At 32.1% G+C, this 23,620-nt stretch carries 25 protein-coding genes; 12 read left to right on the top strand and 13 right to left on the bottom strand.

All coding sequences use genetic code 11. From position 1 onward, the window contains the following. The first annotated feature begins 65 nt into the window (after positions 1-65). Entirely contained in the window at positions 66-1,190 is a 1,125-nt protein-coding gene (locus ABD077_RS09325; RefSeq protein ID WP_343912052.1) for an esterase-like activity of phytase family protein, read from the top strand. 11 nt (positions 1,191-1,201) lie between these two features. Continuing rightward, positions 1,202-1,714: a SixA phosphatase family protein gene (locus tag ABD077_RS09320; RefSeq protein WP_343912051.1), complete on the top strand. Its 513-nt coding sequence runs from the start codon at positions 1,202-1,204 to the stop codon at positions 1,712-1,714. Here the strand turns inward: ABD077_RS09320 and ABD077_RS09315 are convergent. Further along, on the bottom strand, positions 1,711-2,463 hold the full coding sequence (locus tag ABD077_RS09315) for a DUF6503 family protein (protein ID WP_343912050.1): 753 nt from the start codon (positions 2,461-2,463) through the stop codon (positions 1,711-1,713). The genes ABD077_RS09320 and ABD077_RS09315 overlap by 4 nt on opposite strands. A gap of 218 nt (positions 2,464-2,681) precedes the next feature. Between ABD077_RS09315 and ABD077_RS09310 the strand changes: the two genes are divergently transcribed. Then, the gene (locus ABD077_RS09310) at positions 2,682-3,038 is read left to right on the top strand and encodes a DUF3887 domain-containing protein (RefSeq protein WP_343912049.1); all 357 of its coding nucleotides are present in this window, start codon (positions 2,682-2,684) and stop codon (positions 3,036-3,038) included. A 94-nt stretch (positions 3,039-3,132) separates the two neighbouring features. Next, on the top strand, positions 3,133-3,594 hold the full coding sequence (smpB, locus tag ABD077_RS09305; protein WP_343912048.1) for an SsrA-binding protein SmpB: 462 nt from the start codon (positions 3,133-3,135) through the stop codon (positions 3,592-3,594). A 32-nt stretch (positions 3,595-3,626) separates the two neighbouring features. Here smpB and ABD077_RS09300 read toward each other — a convergent pair whose 3' ends face one another. Beyond that, positions 3,627-4,274, bottom strand: coding sequence for a protein-L-isoaspartate(D-aspartate) O-methyltransferase (locus ABD077_RS09300; RefSeq protein WP_343912047.1), 648 nt, complete (start codon positions 4,272-4,274; stop codon positions 3,627-3,629). Between the two features lie 144 nt (positions 4,275-4,418). Here ABD077_RS09300 and ABD077_RS09295 point away from each other — a divergent pair, with 144 nt between their 5' ends. From ABD077_RS09295 to miaA, 8 genes are all read left to right on the top strand, one after another. Next, entirely contained in the window at positions 4,419-5,381 is a 963-nt protein-coding gene (locus ABD077_RS09295; RefSeq protein WP_343912046.1) for a Gfo/Idh/MocA family protein, read from the top strand. A 162-nt stretch (positions 5,382-5,543) separates the two neighbouring features. Beyond that, complete coding sequence (locus ABD077_RS09290; RefSeq protein WP_343912045.1) at positions 5,544-6,431, top strand: 3-hydroxybutyryl-CoA dehydrogenase; 888 nt, start codon at positions 5,544-5,546, stop codon at positions 6,429-6,431. A gap of 34 nt (positions 6,432-6,465) precedes the next feature. Next, positions 6,466-7,080: a M23 family metallopeptidase gene (locus ABD077_RS09285; RefSeq protein ID WP_343912044.1), complete on the top strand. Its 615-nt coding sequence runs from the start codon at positions 6,466-6,468 to the stop codon at positions 7,078-7,080. A 25-nt stretch (positions 7,081-7,105) separates the two neighbouring features. Beyond that, positions 7,106-8,344: a DUF1015 domain-containing protein gene (locus ABD077_RS09280; protein WP_343912043.1), complete on the top strand. Its 1,239-nt coding sequence runs from the start codon at positions 7,106-7,108 to the stop codon at positions 8,342-8,344. A 77-nt stretch (positions 8,345-8,421) separates the two neighbouring features. Next, entirely contained in the window at positions 8,422-9,087 is a 666-nt protein-coding gene (locus tag ABD077_RS09275; protein ID WP_343912042.1) for a YggS family pyridoxal phosphate-dependent enzyme, read from the top strand. Positions 9,088-9,145: 58 nt separating this feature from the next. Then, complete coding sequence (locus ABD077_RS09270; RefSeq protein ID WP_343912981.1) at positions 9,146-10,528, top strand: exonuclease domain-containing protein; 1,383 nt, start codon at positions 9,146-9,148, stop codon at positions 10,526-10,528. Between the two features lie 199 nt (positions 10,529-10,727). Beyond that, positions 10,728-11,564, top strand: coding sequence for an ion transporter (locus ABD077_RS09265; RefSeq protein WP_343912041.1), 837 nt, complete (start codon positions 10,728-10,730; stop codon positions 11,562-11,564). Continuing rightward, a complete protein-coding gene (miaA, locus tag ABD077_RS09260) occupies positions 11,557-12,477 on the top strand; it encodes a tRNA (adenosine(37)-N6)-dimethylallyltransferase MiaA (protein WP_343912040.1) in 921 nt (306 codons plus the stop codon). The genes ABD077_RS09265 and miaA overlap by 8 nt, the downstream gene beginning before the upstream one ends. A 171-nt stretch (positions 12,478-12,648) precedes the next feature. Here miaA and ABD077_RS09255 read toward each other — a convergent pair whose 3' ends face one another. The 11 genes from ABD077_RS09255 to ABD077_RS09205 all read right to left on the bottom strand — a co-directional run bounded on the left by ABD077_RS09255 (position 12,649) and on the right by ABD077_RS09205 (position 23,618). Continuing rightward, positions 12,649-13,362: a response regulator transcription factor gene (locus tag ABD077_RS09255; RefSeq protein ID WP_299602427.1), complete on the bottom strand. Its 714-nt coding sequence runs from the start codon at positions 13,360-13,362 to the stop codon at positions 12,649-12,651. A 3-nt stretch (positions 13,363-13,365) separates the two neighbouring features. Further along, on the bottom strand, positions 13,366-14,934 hold the full coding sequence (locus ABD077_RS09250) for a sensor histidine kinase (protein WP_299602430.1): 1,569 nt from the start codon (positions 14,932-14,934) through the stop codon (positions 13,366-13,368). Between the two features lie 84 nt (positions 14,935-15,018). Further along, entirely contained in the window at positions 15,019-15,612 is a 594-nt protein-coding gene (gene coaE / locus ABD077_RS09245; RefSeq protein ID WP_343912039.1) for a dephospho-CoA kinase, read from the bottom strand. Between the two features lie 36 nt (positions 15,613-15,648). Further along, positions 15,649-16,608 (bottom strand): CdaR family protein, encoded by a 960-nt coding sequence (locus ABD077_RS09240; protein ID WP_343912038.1) that lies wholly within the window; start codon positions 16,606-16,608, stop codon positions 15,649-15,651. Between the two features lie 6 nt (positions 16,609-16,614). Beyond that, positions 16,615-17,619 (bottom strand): glycosyltransferase family 2 protein, encoded by a 1,005-nt coding sequence (locus ABD077_RS09235; protein ID WP_343912037.1) that lies wholly within the window; start codon positions 17,617-17,619, stop codon positions 16,615-16,617. Between the two features lie 117 nt (positions 17,620-17,736). Further along, on the bottom strand, positions 17,737-18,555 hold the full coding sequence (locus ABD077_RS09230) for an enoyl-ACP reductase FabI (RefSeq protein WP_299602437.1): 819 nt from the start codon (positions 18,553-18,555) through the stop codon (positions 17,737-17,739). An 84-nt stretch (positions 18,556-18,639) separates the two neighbouring features. Beyond that, on the bottom strand, positions 18,640-20,295 hold the full coding sequence (recN, locus tag ABD077_RS09225) for a DNA repair protein RecN (protein ID WP_343912036.1): 1,656 nt from the start codon (positions 20,293-20,295) through the stop codon (positions 18,640-18,642). 82 nt (positions 20,296-20,377) lie between these two features. After that, the gene (gene porD / locus ABD077_RS09220) at positions 20,378-21,265 is read right to left on the bottom strand and encodes a type IX secretion system protein PorD (protein WP_343912035.1); all 888 of its coding nucleotides are present in this window, start codon (positions 21,263-21,265) and stop codon (positions 20,378-20,380) included. Then, the gene (gene coaBC, locus ABD077_RS09215) at positions 21,258-22,472 is read right to left on the bottom strand and encodes a bifunctional phosphopantothenoylcysteine decarboxylase/phosphopantothenate--cysteine ligase CoaBC (RefSeq protein ID WP_343912034.1); all 1,215 of its coding nucleotides are present in this window, start codon (positions 22,470-22,472) and stop codon (positions 21,258-21,260) included. The genes porD and coaBC overlap by 8 nt, the downstream gene beginning before the upstream one ends. Positions 22,473-22,479: 7 nt before the next feature. Beyond that, entirely contained in the window at positions 22,480-22,812 is a 333-nt protein-coding gene (locus ABD077_RS09210) for a DNA-directed RNA polymerase subunit omega (RefSeq protein ID WP_299602446.1), read from the bottom strand. A 14-nt stretch (positions 22,813-22,826) separates the two neighbouring features. Then, positions 22,827-23,618: an outer membrane protein assembly factor BamD gene (locus tag ABD077_RS09205; protein ID WP_343912033.1), complete on the bottom strand. Its 792-nt coding sequence runs from the start codon at positions 23,616-23,618 to the stop codon at positions 22,827-22,829. Between the last annotated feature and the right edge of the window lie 2 nt (positions 23,619-23,620).

The raw sequence follows: 23,620 nt of genomic DNA, 5'->3' as shown, positions 1-23,620 counted from the left end.
CAAAAATGCTATCACAACTAAACATATAAATAGTATTTTTGGATACCTTCGATATCATTACAATTATGCACTCCAAACTAAAATTACTTAGCATATTTATTTCTATATTTTTTTTTCTAATTTCTTGCAAAAACACTAATAAGAATTCTAATAAAAATAAAATTTTAATTAATTACTTAGATGAATATGTAATTTATAATGATACCATTTTCACCGAATCCAAAATAGGGGGATTATCAGGTATCGATTATAGTAAAGATGATAAATTTTATTACCTCGTATGTGATGATGCAAAAAAACCTAGATATTACAAGGCTTCTATTCTGTTAGATAATAATCAATTTAGTTCGGTCGAAATAAATGAAGTTGTAGAACTTAAAGACACTATACATCAATTTTTAAATAACAACATAATCGATTTAGAAGCTATCCGAACCTTTGAAGAAAACAAGCTTATATTCGCTAGTGAAGGTTCTATTAAGAACGACTATAATCCTTCTATTTTTATTACAGACCCATATGGAAATTACTCAGAAAGTTTTCCATTACCTAAATACTTTTTAACGGATACAAATTCGAGAAATAAACCTATACATAACGGGGTTTTTGAGGGACTGGCAATAGATATTACAAATGATGGATATTGGGCAGCAATGGAACTTCCTCTAGAATTAGATGGTAAAGAACCTACTTTTAATCATTCTGGAGCTCCTGTGAGAATTACTCATTTTAATACGAAGGCAAATCAAGCAGATTTTCAGTTTACATATCCTTTGGATAAATTAACAAAAGATCCGAAGGGCAATTTTGGGGTAAATGGTGTTACTTGTCTATTACAATTATCCAAAAATGAATTTATTATAATAGAAAGAGCATATTCTGAAGGATATGGAACACAAGGAAATACGGTGAAAATATATCTTGCAAATATTGAAAAAGCCACGAATACTTTACCTTATGATACGCTACAAAATAAGGAATATAAGGTATCGAAAAAGGAATTACTTTTTGATTTTGAAACCGTAAGGGAACAATTAACCAATAATATCTTGGATAATATCGAAGGTATAACACTAGGACCCATTTTAGAAAATGGAAATCAATCATTAATTTTAGTGGCGGATAATAATTTTAGTCCCGTTTCAAAACAAATAAATCAGTTAATCTTACTAGAGCTAGTAAAACCATAACAGTATATCTTATGAAACTCAATATTACGATCTTCATCTTTTGTTTATTTTCTCTTTACGGATACAGTCAAGAAACCAATAAAGAAGCATCAACTACCACTTATATCTTGGTAAGGCATGCAGAAAAAGATCTAAGCAATCCAGAGAACAAAAACCCTGATTTAACCGAAGAAGGTATTTCAAGAGCTAATCGATTGGTAAAAATCTTAAAAGATATCCATATCGATATGGTGTATAGTACTGATTACAAAAGAACACTACAGACTGCTACTCCTATAGCTAAGGACAGAAATATAGAAATTGAATTGTACGATCCGAAGAAATCATATGACAAAACTTTTCAGGAACAAACGCTAGGAAAAACAACCGTAATTGTAGGACATAGCAATTCAACTCCAACATTTGTAAATAAAATCATTGGACAGAAGAAATATAGCGGTATTGATGAAAAAGATTATAACAAACTATTTATCATTTCTTTACAAAAAGATGTGATAACAGATATGATGCTTAATTTCGATTAGAACAAATTACTTTCATCATATACATAAATGTCTTTGAGTTCAATCTGGGATAATAGTTTTAACGCTCCCTTTTCAAAAAGTACATCTAAATTGGATAAAGGAGTTGACATGTCATCGGTTTTGTAGTTGTTATAATCCACAAAACGAATATTTTTAATAACCCTATCGTTGTATGCCTCTCTAAAACGTATTCCACCTCCGTCAACCGCATATTTATAAGCTAAATAGTCTACTGTGAAGTTTTCTTTATGAATCCAATATAAAAACTCATCTTCAAAATCTGTTCCTCCTCCTTCTTGATCAAAGGTTACTTTAATTTTATAATAAGGGACATCATTAATTTTTGATTCACCAACTAACTCCTTATTCACAGCCGGAGCATTTAATCCGTACGGCAAATTAGCAAAATAATGAACCGAATTTACCCCATCGCTAATTTTGGTGATTAATGAATCTGCAACTTTAACCACACAGTTTTCTACAGATCTGGTCAAACCATCGTTCGCAACTATATCATGAACTATTCCTTCTTTGCCAAAGATCTTTCTTTCTAAAAGATAATTCCCATGATCTCTTGTACTTATGTATTCTTTATCTCTAAAATTGAAACGTATTTTAACAGCATCAAATTTAGCTCCTCCAGCTGCATTTATTGTTTTATCAATAATCTCTTGCGCAGAATATTGATCTACTAAAACGTCAAAAGACATTAAAAACAATACCATTGTAAACAACATGAACTTCTTCATAAAATCTTAATTTATTATTGTGCTAAAATACTTTTTACCGGTTTCAAATTTGTAAGAGTTTTGTTAAACTAACATATGATTAGTAAGTTGCAAAACTAATATCACCTAAGTCTATTCTTGAAAGGAAAACTTTCATAATAATGCCTAATTTTAAGTTTATTTTTTTTTAAATCTTCAAAAAGATAATTAATTTGCAATGCCTAAATTCTATGAACATTATGAAATATTTATTACTTTTTTTGGTAGGATTTGCCATCCAACCACTATTAGCCCAAGATGCCGCTGCTTATGAAAAAGCTACAAAGGCTTTTCAGGAAAATTTCAATGCCCAAAATATAGATGCTGTTTTTGATTTGTACGCTACCGAAATGCAAGAGGAAATGACCAAAGAAGGAGTTACTCGGTTTATTAAAGGATGTCATTCGCAATTTGGAAATTTAAACACTGTAACTTTTATAGAATCTGCAGAAGGTATTAATAGTTACACAGCTGCTTTTGATAATATTAGTTTGGTTATGGAATTAAAATTAAATCCAGACGGAAAAATAGCAACGATACAATTTCAAGAACCTTAAAAAAAGATTCTAATTATATATTATAATTCACAAAGCTTTCTATATAGAAAGCTTTTGTATTTTTGTACTCTTTGCAAACATTCTGCATTACCATATGAACAAAAACAAAATCAATATACTAAACAGAAAGGCCAAATTCGAATATGAATTTTTGGATAAATATACTGCTGGAATTAAACTAGCAGGAACAGAAATAAAAGCAATTCGAGAAGGTAAAGCCGGTATTGCTGAAAGTTTCTGTGAGTTTCATAACGGAGGAGAACTTTTTGTAATCAACATGCATATAGAAGAGTATTCTCATGCTACTTATTTTAATCACAATCCAAAAAGTGAACGCAAATTATTATTAAATAAACAAGAATTAAAAAAGCTCGAAAAAGAAGTTAAAAATTCTGGGCTTACCATTATTCCCACACGACTGTTCATAAATGAGAGAGGACTAGCCAAACTTGATATTGTACTTGCTAGAGGTAAAAAACTATATGATAAGCGAGAAACAATTAAAGATAGAGACAACAAACGCGCACTGGACCGAATAAAAAAGAATTACAAGTAATCTTGTAACCTATTATTTTTTTTAAAAAGTGTTTAGTTTTTGTTCTCCAACAAAGGCACAAAGCGGAATTCTCCAAACTCATGCTTCTCAAATTTGGTATCGCTTTTTCGAATAAATAAAGTCATTATTTGAGGATCGTTACCAACAGGAATAACTAACCTACCTCCTATTTCTAATTGAGCTAATAATGCTTTTGGAACATAAGGAGCACCAGCAGTAACTATAATCCCTTTGTAAGGAGCAAATTCTTCCAATCCTTTATAACCATCTCCAAAAGATAAATGTTTCGGTCTATATCCTAATTTAGGCAAAAACAGCTTCGTCTTTTTAAACAATTCTTGCTGTCTTTCTATACTATAAACTTTACATCCTAGCTCACATAACACCGCTGTTTGGTAACCCGATCCAGTTCCTATTTCCAATACTTTATCTCCTCGTTCTACCCGTAATAGTTCTGATTGAAATGCAACCGTATAAGGTTGCGATATCGTTTGATCCGCTCCGATAGGAAAAGCTTTATCCTGATAAGCATGATCATCAAAACTAGAATCCATAAACAAATGTCTAGGAATAGTATTAATTGCTTCCAAAACGGATGCGTCTTTGATGCCTTTACCAATTAATATATCAACTAGTTGCTTTCTTTTTCCAGCGTGTTTTAGCGTATCTTTAGATTTCATTAGGGTAGATTAACAGGCTAAAATTACATAAAGATTTTAAAGAATAAAGAAGAAACTTATCATTAAAATGAATATTTTTTATTTTAGATAGAATTAAGATTTAGAATTTATAAATAATACTATTTTTGTGTAAAATCTTTAATTATGCTCAAAGCCGGAGTACTTGGTGCGGGACACTTAGGTAAAATCCATTTACGTCTACTAAAACAATCCGAAAATTACGAACTCGCTGGTTTCTACGATTCCAGTGAAAAACAAGCAAAATCAATTTCCGAGGAATTTGGTTACACACTTTTTAACTCTGTAGAGGAATTGATAGATGCTGTGGATGTAGTGGATATCGTAACACCTACTTTTGCTCATTTCGAGGTAGCCAAAAAAGCTATTGAAGCAGGAAAACATGTTTTTATAGAAAAACCAATAACCAATACTGTAGCAGAAGCTGAAAAACTTATCGCATTAGCAAAAGCTCATAATGTCAAAGGACAGGTTGGACATGTAGAACGTTTTAATCCTGCCTATACTGCCGTTGCCGATAAAATAATTAATCCTATGTTTATCGAAGCTCATAGACTTGCGGAATTTAATCCTAGAGGAACAGATGTACCTGTAGTTTTAGATCTTATGATTCATGATATTGACGCAATTCTAAGTGTCGTTCATTCTGAAGTAAAACATATTAGCGCGAGCGGTGTATCTGTAATTAGTGAAACACCAGATATTGCCAATGCTAGAATAGAATTTGAAAACGGTTGTGTAGCCAACCTCACGGCTAGTCGTATTTCTCTTAAGAATATGAGAAAAGCAAGATTCTTTCAGAAAGATGCTTATATCTCCGTGGACTTCTTTGAAAAGAAATGTGAAGTAGTAAAAATGAAAGATGCTCCGGAAAACCCTGGAGATTTTGATATGATTTTGCAAAATGCAGAAGGTGTTAAAAAGCAAATTTACTTTGATAACCCTGAAATTCCCTCTAATAACGCCATATTAGACGAACTAGACACGTTTGCAGAAGCTATACAGAATGATACAACACCTATTGTTTCTCTTACTCAAGGTAAAAAAGCATTAGAAGTAGCATTAAAAATAATTGAGTGTTTTAATTAGTTATTAGTTGACAGTTCATAGGTCATGGGAAGCAACTTCAAAAAGATTAAGAATAGGCTTTAACACAAAACCGACTAATAATACCTAAACCACAAAATAAAAAAGCATAAACAAACAACATCTCATTCACTAGTTATTAGTGAAAAATTATAACTATAATACATGAAAAACGTAGCAGTAATCGGTGCGGGAACAATGGGAAATGGAATTGCCCATACTTTTGCACAAAAAGGTTTTAAAGTTCAATTAATTGATATCTCCCAACAATCGTTAGATAAAGGATTGGCAACAATCACAAAGAATCTAGATAGAATGATCGCTAAAGAAAAAATTTCTGAAGCGGATAAAGAAGCCACTCTTGGAAACATTTCTACTTACACTACTATAAAAGAAGGAGTTGAATATGCTGGACTTGTTGTAGAAGCTGCTACCGAAAATATAGAGTTAAAACTAAATATCTTCAGAGAATTAAGTGAAGCTTGCCCAGAAGATACAATATTAGCGACCAATACATCTTCAATTTCCATTACTCAGATTGCTGCGGTTACCAATAGACCCGATATGGTAATCGGAATGCATTTTATGAATCCAGTTCCAATAATGAAATTAGTAGAAATCATTAGAGGTTACAATACATCTGATGAAGTGACCAATACTATTATGGAAATGTCAAAAACTTTAGGTAAAGTACCTGTAGAAGTGAATGATTATCCAGGATTTGTTGCTAATAGAATTCTAATGCCAATGATTAATGAGTCTATAGAAACATTATACAATGGAGTTGCCGGAGTATCAGAAATTGATACCGTAATGAAATTAGGTATGGCACACCCGATGGGTCCGTTACAATTAGCAGATTTTATAGGATTAGATGTATGTTTATCCATTCTAAATGTAATGTATGATGGATTTAAAAATCCTAAATATGCACCTTGCCCATTATTAGTTAATATGGTAATGGCTGGTAAATTAGGAGTGAAAAGTGGAGAAGGTTTTTATGATTACTCAGAAAGCCGAAAAGCTGAAAAAGTAGCTAAACAATTCTCATAAGATATAGTATCAATTCATATAAAAATACTTGCCAATGAAAACTATTTTATACACAACTTTCATTTTGGCAAGTATTTTTTTGTTTAAAGATATTTTCCATACAAGAGAATTTTCGGATTGTAGAAATACTACCAAAGGATTGCAAAACAAATTCCATAAATATGATTCTATTTTCGCAAAGCATCCAGAATTTATAGCCAAAAGCTTTGATTTTCCTATTGGGAAGCCTAGTGCTAAAGGTTATTATAATGCACAAGGATTTCAAGTAAATTATCATTTAGGTGATGACTGGAATGGTGTTGGCGGTGGTAATTCGGATCTTGGAGATCCGATATATTCAATTGGTAATGGATATGTATCATTTGCAGCAAATATTGGTGGCGGATGGGGAAATGTAATTCGAGTTATTCATAAATATAAAGATGCATATTACGAATCGGTATATGCACATTGCGAGTCCATAAAAGTTAATAAAGGAGATTTTGTAAAAAAGGGAAAACTAATTGGAACCATTGGTAATGCTGATGGCACCTATTTAGCACATTTGCACTTAGAGATTAGAGATGATATCTTTATGGACATCGGTCCAGGATATTCTGACAATACAGAAGGATATTTAGATCCAACCAAATTTATTAACGAACATTAGAAAAAATCCAACTAAAAATTTAGCAATGGCAAAAATTCATCCTTTCAGAGCCGTAAGACCGACTAGAGATAAGGTAAGCCTAATTGCCTCTCGTTCCTATCAAAGTTATACTCCAGAAGAAAGAGATTCGAGAATGGATTACAACCCCTACTCTTTTCTGCATATTGTAAATCCTGGTTACAAATATCATAAAGAGATTTCTGGAGAAGAACGTTATAAATTAGTGCGTAATAGATATTTAGAATTCAAAGAAGATGAGATTTTTATCCAAGATAATACGCCATGTTATTATGTGTATAAAATTGTAAACCGAGAACAAGAGTCTTTTTCAGGAATTATTGCAGCTGCTAGTGCTACAGACTATGAAAATGATATCATTAAGAAGCATGAAGACACTTTAGCAGATAGAGAAAGTACATTTAAACAGTATCTAAAGACGGTAGGATTTAATGCAGAACCCGTATTACTAACCTATCCAGATAATGATGCTATTACAAGTATCATTGAAAAAGTGATTAAAGAAAGAGCTGAATATGAGTTTACTACTACATACAGAGATACTCATTACCTATGGAAAGTGGCTGATCCAACTAACATCGAGCAACTAAAATCTGCATTCGAGGGTATGAAAACCATCTATATCGCAGATGGACATCATAGATCGGCCTCATCTTACCTACTGGCTAAAGATCTTTCCAAAGAAAACCAAGAACATAAAGGTACAGAACCCTATAACTTTTTTATGAGTTACTTAATTCCAGAATCTGACTTAAAAATTTATGAGTTTAATAGATTAGTCAAAGATCTAAACGGACTATCTAAAGAAGAGTTTCTGATACGGTTAGATGAATGGTTTAGAATAGAAAACAGAGGAATAGAAGTATACAAACCTTCTAAACCTCATCACTTTAGCATGTACCTAGATGGAGAGTTCTATTCTCTATATCTTAGAAAAACTATTTACGAATTTACAGATGCTCTAGCAGAATTGGATGCACAAGTACTATTTAAAACCGTATTAGAGCCGGTATTGGGTATTAAAGATCTTAGAACCGATACCCGAATAGAATATTCTCATGGTAAAAACGATATTGTATACGTAAAAAGTAAAGTAGATCAAGGAGAGTTTGAAGTCGGTTTTGGTTTATTTCCTGCCACCGTAGATCAAATGAAAAAAATTGCGGATCAAGGGTTGAAGATGCCCCCAAAAAGCACTTACATTGAACCCAAATTACGAAGCGGAATTACTATTTATGAATTCTAATTTGTAATTATTATTTATGATTTACTAAAACGAAATACACCTGCTAATTTCTCTAAATTTAGGTATATTTACGGCTTATGAATTCTATTGCGCAAAACTTAAAGTACATTGAAAATACACTAGCTGATGGAGTAACTCTTGTGGCAGTCTCTAAGACAAAACCTATTCCTGATCTTATGGAGGCCTACAATGCTGGGCAACGTGTTTTTGGAGAAAACAAAATTCAGGAAATGACCCAAAAATGGGAAGAAATGCCAAAAGATATTTTGTGGCATATGATTGGTCATGTTCAGACTAATAAGGTGAAATACATGGCTCCTTATGTAGATACTATTCATGCAGTAGATAGCTTAAAACTTTTAAAAGAAATCAATAAACAAGCGCTTAAACATCATCGAAAAATCAATTGCTTACTACAAATTAAGATCGCTGAAGAAGAGAGTAAATTTGGATTAAGTGAAAACGATGCGATAGACCTCTTAAAATCTGAAGAAGTACAAAAACTAAGAAACGTAAAAATTAAAGGTCTTATGGGAATGGCAACTTTTACCAATGATTCTAATCAAATTAAAAACGAGTTCGATAGAATTCAAGTACTTTTTAAAAAACTAAAAATTACATTTACCGAATTTGAAACTTTATCAATCGGTATGAGTGGTGATTATAAAATTGCTATGGATTGCGGCAGCACTATGGTAAGAATTGGAAGCTCTATTTTTGGAGTAAGAAACTATTCCATTTAAAAACACTATTTTAGGTCATTATTAGATAAACTTATACTACCCCACTCAGTAACGTATGATGTACGCGATTTTAGATATAGAAACTACAGGAGGAAAATATAATGAAGAAGGAATTACAGAAATTGCGATTTATAAATTCGACGGGCATAAAGTTGTTGATCAGTTTATAAGCCTTATTAATCCAGAAAAACCTATTCAACCATTTGTTGTAAATCTTACTGGTATTAACAATAAAATGCTACGTAATGCACCAAAGTTTTATGAAGTTGCTAAAAGAATCGTAGAGATTACAACAGATTGTATTATCGTAGCACATAATGCCTCTTTTGATTATAGAGTATTAAGAACTGAATTTGATAGACTTGGTTATGAATACGAACGTCAATCTTTATGTACTGTAGAGCTATCTCAAAAACTTATTCCCGATCAAAAATCATATAGTTTGGGTAAATTGGTTAGAAGTTTGGGCATAGCCATTTCTGACCGACATAGAGCCACAGGAGATGCACAAGCAACCGTAAAACTCTTTAAATTATTACTTTCTAAGGATATTGAAAAAACAATACTAACAGAAACGGTAAAACTAGATACTAAAAAAAAGGTAAATGATAAATTACTTCGACTTATAGAAAACTTACCGTCTGCAACTGGTGTATATTATATACATCGCAAAGATGGAGGAATCATATATATTGGTAAAAGTAAGAATATAAAGAAGCGTGTTACACAACATTTTACCAATGAAAATAGGAAATCAAGAAAGATTCAGGAAGAAGTTATCAATGTAACTTATGAAATTACAGGTAGTGAACTGGTTGCCCTATTAAAAGAAAATGAGGAAATAAAACGTAACAAACCCAAATACAATAGAACGTTTAAACGAACTAAATTCAATCAGGCGCTTTATGAATTTACGGATGAAAATGGGTATTTAAATCTTCAGGTAAAAAAGGTAGATCGTCGTAAAAAGAGTATTACCACTTTTACCAATAGACAGCAGGCAAAATCATTTATGTATCGCTGGGCAGAAGAATATAATTTATGCTTATTGTATCTGGATCTTGACAATAATAATGAAAAGTGTTTTAAAAATACAACGCAAAAATGTAATGGAGCTTGCATCCAAGAAGAATCAATAGACACCTACAACGACAGAGTACGAGAACTAATATTCAAACATACTTTTAGAAATAAAAACATGATGATTATTGATAGAGGTCGTGATATCGATGAACAGAGCGTTATTTTGATCGAAGAAGGTAAGTTCATGGGGGTTGGCTATTTTAATCTTAATCATCAAATTAATAATATCAATATTCTAAAATCTATTATCACTCCCATGGAGCATGATAAAGATGCTCAGCATATTATTCAGAGTTACATAAGACAACATAAAAGACTGAAAGTTGTCCCTTTGGATAAAAATAAAATTGATTCTTAAGAGCATCATTTAGTCAAAACATGCAACTATAAAAAGAAAAAAATATCCATAAATTAATTGTATTTAAAGTTACAAATAACTTATAATCATTAGTTTTTTACTAGATTTTATAATCCAATTGTAGATATGGAGACCAACACCTTAATAGCCATCAAAAAAACAAGTTAATTTTTTAGTATTTTCGCTTAAACATTCAATTTTGAAGGATACTTCCAAAAATAAAAACTGGAAACATCAATTACATGAGGTAATTTATGAAGCAGACACAAGAGCTGGTAAAACTTTTGATCTGATCATTCTTATTATCATCCTTGCCAGTATTGTGCTGGTAATGTTGGAAAGTGTATCATATATAAATGATAAATATGCTTCTTTATTCAATATCTTAGAATGGATTATTACGATTGTATTTACCATCGAATATTTTTTAAGAATTATTGCAATAAATAAGCCTAGAAAATACATTTTTAGCTTTTATGGAATCATTGATTTACTATCAACAATTCCAAAATATCTTTCCATTCTATTTGTTGGTACTCATGCCTTGGTAGCACTAAGAGCGCTTCGCTTGCTTAGGATTTTTAGAATTTTAAAATTAGCTCGTTTTATAGGAGAGTCTAACAGTCTTGTAAAAGCGCTAAAAGCCAGTAGAGCTAAAATATCCGTTTTCTTATTTGCTGTATTAATTGTTGCCATAATTTTAGGAACTGTTATGTATTTGGTAGAAGGTCCAGAGCATGGTTTTAACAGCATACCAAGAAGTGTTTATTGGTGTATCGTAACACTTACTACAGTAGGATATGGAGATATCTCACCAGAAACACCACTAGGACAATTCATCGCATCTATTGTTATGGTTTTGGGTTATGGTATCATAGCAGTACCTACAGGCATTGTTAGCGCAGAATACACACAACAAATAAAAAAAAATCCAATCAATTTAAACACCCAACATTGCTCAAACTGTCTAGAGAGCAATCATTTAGACAATGCAAAATTCTGCCATAAATGTGGACATACCTTATTCAATGATTAATAATACTCTTATTGTAGTAGTTGGTCCTACCGCCATTGGAAAAACTAGTTTAAGTATCAAACTAGCCAAACATTTTAATTGCGAAATAGTATCCGCTGATAGTAGACAATTTTATAAAGAAATGCAAATTGGTACCGCTGTACCTAGTTCTGAAGAATTGCTACAAGCCAAACATCATTTTATACAACACAAAAGTATTCATGAAAATTACTCGGTTGGAGATTTTGAAAAAGACGCAATTAACAAATTAGATTCACTATTTGCTACTAATAATTATGCTATTTTAGTTGGAGGGTCGGGATTATATGTAGATGCAGTTACAAAAGGATTAGATAGCTTTCCGGAAGTTCGAACTGATGTTAGAGAGCAACTACAAAAAGTACACAAGAAAGAAGGAATTATTTATTTACAAAATCAGTTAAAAAAACTTGATCCTGTTTATTACGATAAAGTTGACATTCATAATACACATAGAGTAATGAGAGCTCTAGAAATATGTATTAGTACTAATAAACCATATTCTTCTTTTATTACTCAACCAAAAAAGAAACGATCTTTTAAAATTATTAAAATCGGCATCACTGCAGAACGACCTACTATTTATGATAGAATTAATCAAAGAGTTGATATTATGGTAGAAGAAGGATTACTAACTGAAGTAAAAAGTCTATATCCTTATAAAGAGCTTAATGCTCTTAATACCGTAGGCTACAAAGAGATTTTTAATTACATGGATGGAGTTTGGGACTTAGATTTTGCTATTTCTGAAATCAAAAAAAATACAAGACGTTTTGCTAAAAGACAACTCACCTGGTTTAGAAAAGATGAAGAAATACATTGGTTTGATTATGTAACATCCAGAGAGCATATTGTAGAAAAAATTCAAAATTTTAGTCAAAATAAAAACAACTAAAACTAAAGAAAAACATTAAACCCCTTGGTTTTTATTAAAATAAAACCATTCGTTTATTCTAAATATTACTTCTTATTCCATGTAGATATATATAAAAACCGCTTTAGAGTAGGATCTAAAGCGGTTTTAGTATATAGATAATAATTTTATTACCGTTATTAAGATCGGTTTTTATGATTCATCACTACGAACTACTAACCTAAATCCTTCTCCATGAATATTTAAAATTTCCACGTTTTCGTCTTTCTTTAGGTATTTTCTAAGTTTAGCGATATATACATCCATACTTCGAGAAGTAAAGTAATTATCATCTCTCCATATTTTAGTTAATGCCAATTCTCTAGGCATTAAGTCATTTAGATGTAACGCTAACAATCGTAATAATTCATTTTCTTTAGGGGATAACTTTATCGGATCTTCTTCTCTAAAAGTTAAAAATCTTAATTTCGAATTTAAGTGGAAACCACCGATTTTAAATTCAAATTGCTTACTATCTGCAACAGACTCAGTCGTTTTACGTTGCATTATAGCTTGTATTTTCATTAAAAGCACTTCGCTATCAAAAGGCTTATTAAGATAATCGTCTGCTCCTACTTTGTATCCCTTAAGAACATCCTCTTTCATTGCTTTCGCTGTTAAGAAGATAATAGGAACTTCTTCATTCTTATCTCTTATCTCTTTTGCCAAAGTAAATCCGTCCTTATAAGGCATCATTACATCAAGGATACACATATCATAGTCATCCTTTTTAAATTTTTCGAAGCCTTCCATACCATTTTTAGCATGTACAACATCATAATCGTTCATAACAAGATAATCCTTTAGTACGGTACCAAAGTTTGGATCATCTTCTACAAGCAAAATCTTTTTGTTTTCTGTTTCCATAATTTAAGATATTAACGGTAATTTAGTTATAAATGTGGAGCCTTTTCCCCTTTCGCTCTCCACCCAAATTTGACCATGATGGTCATCTATTATTCGTTTTACGTAAGTTAATCCAAGTCCATGTCCTTTCACGTTGTGTAAATCTCCTGTATGCTCTCTAAAGAACTTTTCGAAGATTTTCTTCTGCGCCACTTTACTCATTCCTACTCCCTGATCACGTATTTTAAGGACAATACTATTTTTTATATTTTCTGTGTAGATATCAATCTTTGGTGCTCCTTCTGAGTATTTGATTGCATTATCTAACATGTTAACCACCACATTCGTCATATGGCTATCATTAGCCAAAATAGAAGATTTTAACGCTCCTAGATGCGTTTTTATATACCCTTCTCTATTTTCCACTATTAAAGAAACATGAGTTATAGCATCTTCTATAATATCATGTAGCTCTAGCCTTTCTTTCTTAATGTTTAATTCATTTTTCTCTAATTGAGAGATTCTTAAAACATTCTCTACTTGCGTAAGCATCCTTTTGTTTTCCTCTCTAATCATGCTCATATAACGCTTTCGCTTTTCCGGATCATCCGAAATTTTCGGATTCTTAATAGCATCAAGTGCCAAATTTATTGTAGCAATTGGTGTTTTAAGCTCATGAGTCATATTATTAATGAAATCCGTTTTTATTTGCGATATCTGACGTTGCTGTAACAGTTGTGACAATGCACTCGAATAAGCAACTACAATTACCAACGTAAAAATAATCGACAAAATTGCCATTCCCTTTATTGTCGATAAAATGTATCTATTCTTACCTGTAAAGTTTACATATAACTGATACAAGCTAGAACCATCCTCATTATTTACAAAAAGAGGCACGGCAAACGTATTTCCATCACTTTCTGTGGCACTAAAATCTTCAGAACGTACTCGAGTAGCCAATGCATTACTATATATAGCATACTCAAAATCAACTTTCATATCTCTCTCAGCTAACTCTTTTTTGAGCAATCTTTCTACCTCTTCCTTCTTTACTCTCCTATGAATCGGAATAAAATTAGCCAGCTGATCTATTACAATTTCATAATCTCTTCTTTGCAAATCAGTAAGCGTACTTAGCCTATCTAGTTTTGATTTGGATCTTTGCTTCGTTTGATAAGCTTTTTTCTTATCATCGATGATTTCCGCATTTCGATTTAAAATATCCTTCAACCTTACGGTATCAATATTAAAATCTATAAAGGAAGAAAACAACTTAGAATCTTCTTCCAGCACACCATCGCCAAAAGCGAATGATCCTTTATCAAAACCTATGTCTAAGAGCTGCTGTATTGTTTTGCTATCAGGTTGTTTTATACTATCCAAAATCTCTTGTAGTGGATAGTACATTTCTTCGAATTCCCTATATTCAATTTTATTGGAAACAGATATTAAAATTTGCTTTGCATTGAAAGAGAACTGTTCTCTATTGTTCTCTACCGTATTCTGAATCCAATATCCCTGAACAAAAATAATCCCGATTAATGATAAACTCATTAAGAGGATCAGCAATGCGAATAACCTTTTATTCATAGGTCAAAAGTAAGACTTTAACATTTAGCTACTTTAGGGTTTAACCAAATGTTAACAAAATGAAAGATTGTGAAAATTACCCAATTATAGAATGAGTTTATTATGGATTTTATTAACTTGAAGCCAAGTTTTCTCTAAATCTGTATTTTTTATTACAAAATCTGCTAACGGAATCTTCTCAGTATCTGCCCATTGATTTTTTAGTCTCTCTAGAACCTTGGATTTCGTCGTACGATCTCGTTTTATTACTCGATTTATTCTTATTTCTTCTGGAGCTGTAACCAGAATTGTAAAATCACATTTCTTATAACCACCATTCTCAAATAGAATAGCTGCTTCTTTAATCACATAATTTGATTTCTGCTTATTTTTCCAAGATAAAAAATGATTTGCAACTGCAGGATGTACGATAGCATTCAATTTTTCTAATAATTTTTTATCATTAAAAACAATATCAGCTATATAAGTTCTATTCAATTGATCATTCAAATATGCATCTTCTCCTAATAGTGCTATAATCTGATTTTTGACTTCTACATCCTCATGCATCAATTTTTTCGCTTCATCATCTGCTATATAGATTGGAACTTCAAGTTTAGTAAACATTTTTGCAACTGTCGACTTGCCACTACCAATACCACCTGTTAATCCGACTACCTTTACTTTTTTATGTTTCATCAATGTATATTCAGAAAATACAAAATGTGCTATGTACTAATTAAGAATTACAAATTGCACTTGTTTATCTTGTAATCTTACGTCATGTATGGATTCTGGCATATCTACCAATTCCAAAATTAGAAAAGGGCTGTCAGCAGATACTTTATTGTAATCTGCGAGTACTTTAAAATCCCTTAAGCTAATCTCGTTATACTTGTCGAGTCCTACCCGGTATACTACTTTAACTTCTTTTGGAAAAATTTTAATTTCTTTTCCTTCAGGTACATTCATCAGAGTAATCGGGATTTCCTGACTACCTTCGGTAAACTTACTTACACCAATACTTGCCTCCACTTCATCTGGAATAACTACAACTCTCGATGGTAGACTGTCTGTTTTTATTGCCAAAGTGGTTTTATAATCTGTATTTAACCCTTCTAACTTTAGGTCTTCCGTAGTAACATAACTTATGGTATCAATAGTATTTTTTGGGCCATTTATTTTTACCGAATCCGGCATAAGAACCACACCTTTATCACTTCCGTAACCTGCTGCATACTGTAATTCTTTAGACACCTTTACTGGAATCTTTTTTTCTAAATTTACATCTAGCTTGATTCGCAATGTATCCTTTTCCGAAGAAAGAATCCTTCCTTTAAAATTTAATTTTTCCTTTAATGATTGATCGGCTTTGTTTACATAAAAATAATATTCATTTTCAGAGGTTTCAATCGCTTTTGAAATATCAAGTTGTAGTTTAGGCTTGCTCCAAGTATGATTGATCAGTCTAAATCCATTGCCATTAAGCGTTAATTTTAATGCCTGATCACTTCCTTCATGTAAAATTCTGTCTTTAGGAAGATTTATATATTGAATATCAACTTCTACTTCTTCTGTATAATTTTTAGAAAACTGTATAAACAACCAAAGAATAGAAGTAAAAACCAAAAAGAAAAGAAATGTTTTTACATTATTTCTTTTTAAAGAAAATCGACTTAATTTATTTTTGGACATATTTTGTTACTTTGAAAAAAACAGCTTTTTAAACTTTTGCTCTGGATTCTTTTTCAATAGATGAATATAATAATAAGATTTTAGGAATCCTTTTCCATACCCATAAAACTGAACAAATACTGCTATTACTGCTTGTATTCCAATAGAAAAGCTTCTATAACTTAGGGTCGCATTGATCAAAATGATCCCAAAATACACTCCCAATAAAGCTATAAAATACCAATACCCTACTAATAAAGACAACAAAGAGAATATCGTGTAGCCCAAAAATAAGGTCGGAAACCAATAGGTAATTTTAGCTGTTTCGGGATGCCATAAATTAAGAATAGGACGAACTTTCCCAAATTTATTAACTTGAATATAAAATTTATTCCAAGAAATTCTTCTTTTGTGAAATACTTTTGCTTCTGGAATCAAAGCGGTTTCATACCCCAACTTCCACAATCTAATGGTAAGATCAGGATCTTCTCCTGGATGAATATTTCCAAAACCTTTTGAAGACTCAAATGCCTCTTTGGAGATTCCCATATTAAAGCTCCTAGGCTGAAACTTACCTACATTTTTCTTTCTTCCTCGTATTCCACCAGTAGTAAGGTATGAAGTCATGCTAAAGCTGATAGCCTTCTGAAGATCCGAGAAATCTTTATGAGCATCATCAGGTCCTCCAAAACAATGGACAAATTTGTGAGAAAGAAATTCATCTACTTTCTTTAAATAGTCAGCTGGTAAAATAACATCACTATCTAATATCAGGAAATAGTTCCCTTTTGCCTTTTGCATCCCAAAATTTCTAGAATCACCGGGGCCAGTATTTGGTTTTTGATAATAACTTATCTGTAATTTATCCGTGTATGATGCTATAACATTTTCAGAAGTTTCTGATGAACCATCTTCTACAATAACAATTTCATAAGATTTCGAATAATCTAACATTGTCATGCTATCCAATAATTCATCTATTTCATTGGGCCTATTAAATACAGGTATGATGAAAGAAAAAGAAACACTCATTAGACAAAGGTAAATAAATAGGTTTGTTTGATACGTTTAGGTTGTGGTTCAAAACTAAAAAAGCTTAATTCTAGTCGAATTAAGCTTTCATAATCCATCATGGATTAGATGATAGTTTTATTCTTCATCTACAAATTTCTCCATCACCATTTGGCTTACCCCCATATTAGAGAAACCTCCATCGTGATATAGATTTTGTAGTGTTACTTTTTTGGTAAGATCAGAAAATAAGGTAATGGTATAATCTGCACAGTCATCAGCAGATGCATTCCCTAACGGTGACATCTTATCAGCATACTCTATAAATCCATCAAACCCTTTTACTCCTTTACCTGCTGTTGTAGGAGTTGGAGATTGCGAAATAGTATTTACTCTTACTTTTTTATCTCTTCCGAAGAAATATCCAAAACTTCTTGCGATCGATTCTAGATATGCTTTATTATCAGCCATATCATTATAATCAGGAAAAACACGTTGTGCCGCCATATAGGTTAATGCCACAATACTTCCCCATTCATTCATTGCTTCTTTTTTGTAAAGCGTCTGCATGGTTTTATGAAAAGATAAGGCAGATACATCCCATCCTTTTCCACTCCAATCATAATTTAAATCTGTATAATGACGTCCCTTTCTAACATTTACGGACATTCCAATTGAGTGTAAAACAAAATCTAGCTTTCCGCCTAAAATCTCCATTGATTTCTCCACTAAATTTTCTAAATCTTCTATGGAAGTAGCGTCTGCAGGTATAATCTCAGAATTTGTTTTTTCTGCTAATTGCTTAATTGCGCCCATTCTCATAGCAACTGGAGCATTAGTAAGCACAAAACTCCCTCCTTCTTCATAAACACGTTCTGCTGTCTTCCAAGCGATTGAATTCTCATCCAATGCACCGAATATAATTCCTTTTTTGCCTTTTAATAAATTGTATGACATTTAATCCTAAATTATAAAATGATTTATGAGTGGTAAAGATAACAAAACGACTGTAATCAAAATGACACTCTACCTATTTTCGTATTAATTATGTAATAATGATTTTGCGTGTGTTAAAGCAGAATCAGAAACTTGCTTACCTCCTATCATTTCAGCAATTTCTCGTATTCTATCCTCTTCGCTTAACAATTTCAATCTTGTTACGGTAACATTATTTACATCCTCTTTAAAAACTTTATACTGTTTATTACCGTTAGCAGCTATTTGTGGTAAATGCGTGATACTAAAAACCTGAAGATTCTTACTCATCACCATCATCAAATCAGCCATTTTATGAGCTATTTCTCCAGAAACACCCGTATCAATTTCATCAAAAATTATTGTGGGCAATTGAGTATATCTAGAAAGAATAACTTTAATACCTAACATAATCCTGGATAATTCTCCTCCTGATGCTACTTTCTTCAGCTCTCCATAAGTACCTCCTTTATTAGCAGAAAACAAAAACTCCAATGCTTCTTTCCCATTAGAAAGATATTTCTCTTGTAGCGATAAAGACGTTTTGAAAGTTGCATTAGGCATTCCTAAACCTTTTAAAATACCTTCCAGCTCAGTCACTAATTTTGGTAGTGCTTTCGTTCTTTTTACATGTATCCTCTCTGCAACCTCATCCAACTGCTTTTTAATAGTTCCTATTTCTTTTTGGATACCCTCTATATCATCAGAAAGTGATTCGGTTTTAGAAACTTTTTCTTGTAATTCTTCTTGGATCGTTAGTAACTCTTCTATCGAAGAAACTGTATGCTTTGTCTGAAGGTTATGTATAATCTGTAATCGATTACTAACTTCTTCTAATTGTTCTGGATCGGCATCCAGTTTTTCTAATTCATTTTGCAATGAATCATTTACATCCTCCAGCTCTATAGATACACTTTCAACTCTATCAGATAATTCTTTTAGACTACTTGAATACGATGCGATTTTAGAAAGATTATTTTTTACGGTGTTCAAAAGATCTGAAATCCCGATTTCCTCAGAAGAAACCAAAGACACAGCGTTAGATAATCGTTCTTGTATTTCTTCAATATTAATCAACGTTTCATGACGTTCTTCTAATTGTGCTAATTCTCCAGATTGCAGCTTTGCTTCTACCAACTCGTTTAGCAAAAAAGAATTATAATCATGTTCCCTCGTTAACTCATGCTGACTTTCTAGCAATGTTCTTTGCTCTTTTTCTTTTATTTTTAGGAGAGACAATCCCCTTTTATAAGATTCTATTTCTCTTCCTGCATCTGACAATGCATCGAGTACTTCAAATTGAAAGTCATTTGTCGTTACTTCTAATGTCTGATGTTGACTATGAATATCAATCAATCGAAGTCCTAACTTGTTCAACGAACTTAGCGTTACTGGAGTATCATTAATAAAAGCTCTGGATTTACCTGATGGTAATATTTCTCTTCTGATTATTGTTTCGATTTCATAATCCAAATCTTCTTCTTCGAAAAGAGAAGCTAAATCATACTTTTCTATATCAAAAACACCTTCTATAGTACATTTATTGGCGCTATCTTTTATACTAGACAGATCTGCACGTTTACCAAGCAAGAGACCTAAAGCTCCTAATAACAAAGATTTACCAGCACCAGTTTCTCCGGTTATGGTTGTCAAACCAGTATCAAATGAAACTTGTAACTGTTCTATTAAAGCGAAGTTTTTTATTGAAAGACTTCTAAGCAAAGGATAATACTATTTTGTGATTTATTAAAGGAAGTAAAGATACTATAGTTTTAAAAAGATTTCAATGACAAAAGAGAAAAACTTATAACTTTATCTCAGCCCAATTGGTAGCGTATGTTGGGGCTATTCTTCCTAAAATAGAAATAGTTTCTGCAACGTTTAGCGCTGGTCCACCTGAAAGAATTTTAGCTACTTCATCTGCTTTTGCATCAAAGAAAACCCTCATGATATATGAGTTTGGTCGGGTTCTATGCAAACCTTCTAAAGTTTTCATAGACTCTAAAATAGATTCCTTTCCTTTTTTCAGGTCATTATTCATAATATCAAGACCTTCTCTATGATAAGTATACAATGCGGTTCTGTATCCATCAAAGGTACCAGACAATAAATCATCATTTAATCTAAATCTGGTTTGTGGCCCGTCTTGTCCATTCCATCCCAAAGTATTACTGCCTTGTGCATTACCCACAATATTTTTTGCCTCCTGAAAATAATTTGTACCTGAATTTAATTCAAAAGAATCCGCATCAACACCTAAAATCGTATATAGATAAAAAGCAACTACTGATATTAGATTAGATTCGAAATTATTAGGATTGTAATTTAATGGCTGAAACTCTAAATACCTAAAATTAAACTGTTTGTCATTTATATTAAGAATGGTAGTTTTATAATTAGATCCATATACAGGTCTAGAAGCTTGAACCTGCAAGGTAGCATTGAAACTATCATTATCGTTCCCCGTAATGGTTATAAAAAAACTACAATCAATTCTTTCTTCATTTCTATAATCCGTTTCAGTCCACTTTGTATTATTTATAAATTCTGCCACAGACCTCTCCAAGGTTTTAAAAACTTGCAAGTTTGGATTTCCAGTCTGTTCAGCATTTACTACAACGGTAGCATTAAACTCTTGAGCATTTACTAAAATGCAAGATAAAAGTAGTGTAAGAAGAAAAAAATTACGCATTACGTTGTGTATTGATTTCGTTAAAAATATCCTGTGCAACTTCAGCTTTGGTCTTTAAATCAAACGCTTTAATTTCCATTTTATGATTAATAAGCGTCACTTTATTAGTCTTCCCTTTAAAGCCAGCTCCCTTATCATTTAAAGAATTTAAAACTATTAAGTCCAAATTCTTCTTTTTCAATTTTGCTTTCGCATTCTCCTCCTCATTTTGAGTTTCTAAAGCAAAACCAACTAAAAACTGTTCTTTCTTTACCGATCCCATCCATTTAAGGATATCTGTAGTACGTTCTAATTCGATTGCAAAGCTACTGTCGGATTTTTTAATTTTTTGATCGGAAACATTTTTAGGTCTATAATCAGCTACAGCAGCAGAAGCTATAGCTATATCACAACTCTCAAATTCCTTTTCAACCGCCTCATACATCGATTCAGCATTTACTACAGGAACTACATTAATTAATCCATGATCTACTGTTAAAGAAGAAGGACCCAAAACCAACGTTACTTCCGCACCAAGTGATGCTGCCTGAGAAGCCAGTTCGATTCCCATTCTTCCTGTAGAATGATTCCCTATAAAACGTACTGGATCTATTGCTTCATACGTCGGACCTGCAGTAATTAAAACCTTTTGTCCTTTAAGTGGTAATTTTTCTAAGATATCAGCTTCGATAAAACTGACAATATTTTCAGGTTCCGCCATCCTTCCCTGTCCTACAAGGCCGCTTGCTAGTTCTCCAGATTCGGCAGGAATCATAATATTACCAAACTCTTGCAGTTTTTTGAAAGTTTCGTGAGTAGAAGGATGATTATACATATCCAAATCCATAGCTGGAGCAAAATATACAGGACATTTTGCAGACAAATATGTAGCTAACAGAAGATTATCACTATTACCTGTGGACATTTTAGACAAGGTATTAGCTGTAGCGGGTGCTATGATCATAAGATCTGCCCATAATCCAAGCTCTACGTGATTATTCCATTCGGCGTTTTCATCTTCCTCATCATAAAAAGAAGAATTTACTGGATTTTTCGATAATGTAGAAAGTGTAAGTGGAGTTACAAAATCCTTTGCTGCAGGAGTCATAACTACCTTAACCTGTGCGCCCGATTTAATAAACAAGCGCACTAAGGAAGCTGTTTTATACGCAGCGATACCAGCGGTAACACCTAAAAGAATTTTTTTACCGCCTAATATTGATGCCATAAATTATTTATAAAGATTCAGAATCTGTTTTTGTATTTCTGAAGTAAATTTTACCTTCTAACCACTCCTGTGCTGCTAGTGAATGAGGTTTTGGTAGTCTTTCGTAGAATTTAGAAACTTCTATTTGTTCTTTATTCTCAAAGATTTCTTCTAAACTATCATTATAGGTAGCAAACTCATCTAGTTTTTCTAAAAGCTCCTTTTTAATATCTGTATTAATCTGGTTTGCTCTTTTAGATATCACAGAGATTGCTTCGTATATATTACCTGTTGGTTGGTCTACTAAATTCTTATCGATAGTAGTGGTATTTACAGGCGCATTACTTTTTTTCAAATCCATCTTCTCCTAATTTTCTATTTATATTTTTCTAAACGTGTCTTAATATCTTCTGAAATTTCTTCAGCATCGGCAGTAAACTCACCTTCTTTGTAATACTTTTTGTAATTATTATAAAAACTTTCGGCAGTTTCTAAACGTTCTTTAACAAAAACTTCGTAGCTACCGATAGCTAATAAATATTGTGATTCTAGTTTGTAATATAATGCTTTTTCTCTAAAAGAAGAACCCGGATAATCTATTAAATAGTTATCAAAAGCTTTTATAGCCACTTTATAATTCTCTCTATGATGATATTGTTTTGCTATTTCGAAAGCCTTTTTTTCTTTTTTGTTTCTTAATTCTGCAACCAATTTATTGGCTTCTTCCAGATTTTCACTATCTGGATATGCATTAATATAGGCTTGAAGCTTTTGAATCGCTTCATCAGTTTCTTCTTGATCCAAACTATATCTAGGAGATAAGTAATAGTAACTTTTCGCTCCTTTATAGGCAGCTTCTTCCCTTTTCTCACTATTCGGATATGATTTAGCAAATCTTTCAAACTGATATCCAGCAAGGTAATAATCCTCCAAATTGTAGTACGTGTCAGAGTAATAATACATTACCCTTTCTGCCTGAGGCTTTCCACGAAACTGCGGCACGATTTGCTCAAAGAGACGTAAAGCTTTTTTATACTTTCCTTCTTTATACAATTCTTCTGCTAACTTATATTTAGGCCCTACTTCTTCTTCTTTAAGTACTTTTTGATACTCGCTACAAGAACCTAATACCAATACCAAGGTTAACAAAAACAATAATTTCTTCATAT

It is taken from the genome of Aquimarina litoralis, from assembly GCF_039523995.1.
Taxonomy (GTDB): domain Bacteria; phylum Bacteroidota; class Bacteroidia; order Flavobacteriales; family Flavobacteriaceae; genus Aquimarina; species Aquimarina litoralis.
The sequence above is the reverse complement of the archived record's forward strand: the minus strand, read 5'-3'. Positions and strand labels throughout refer to the sequence as shown.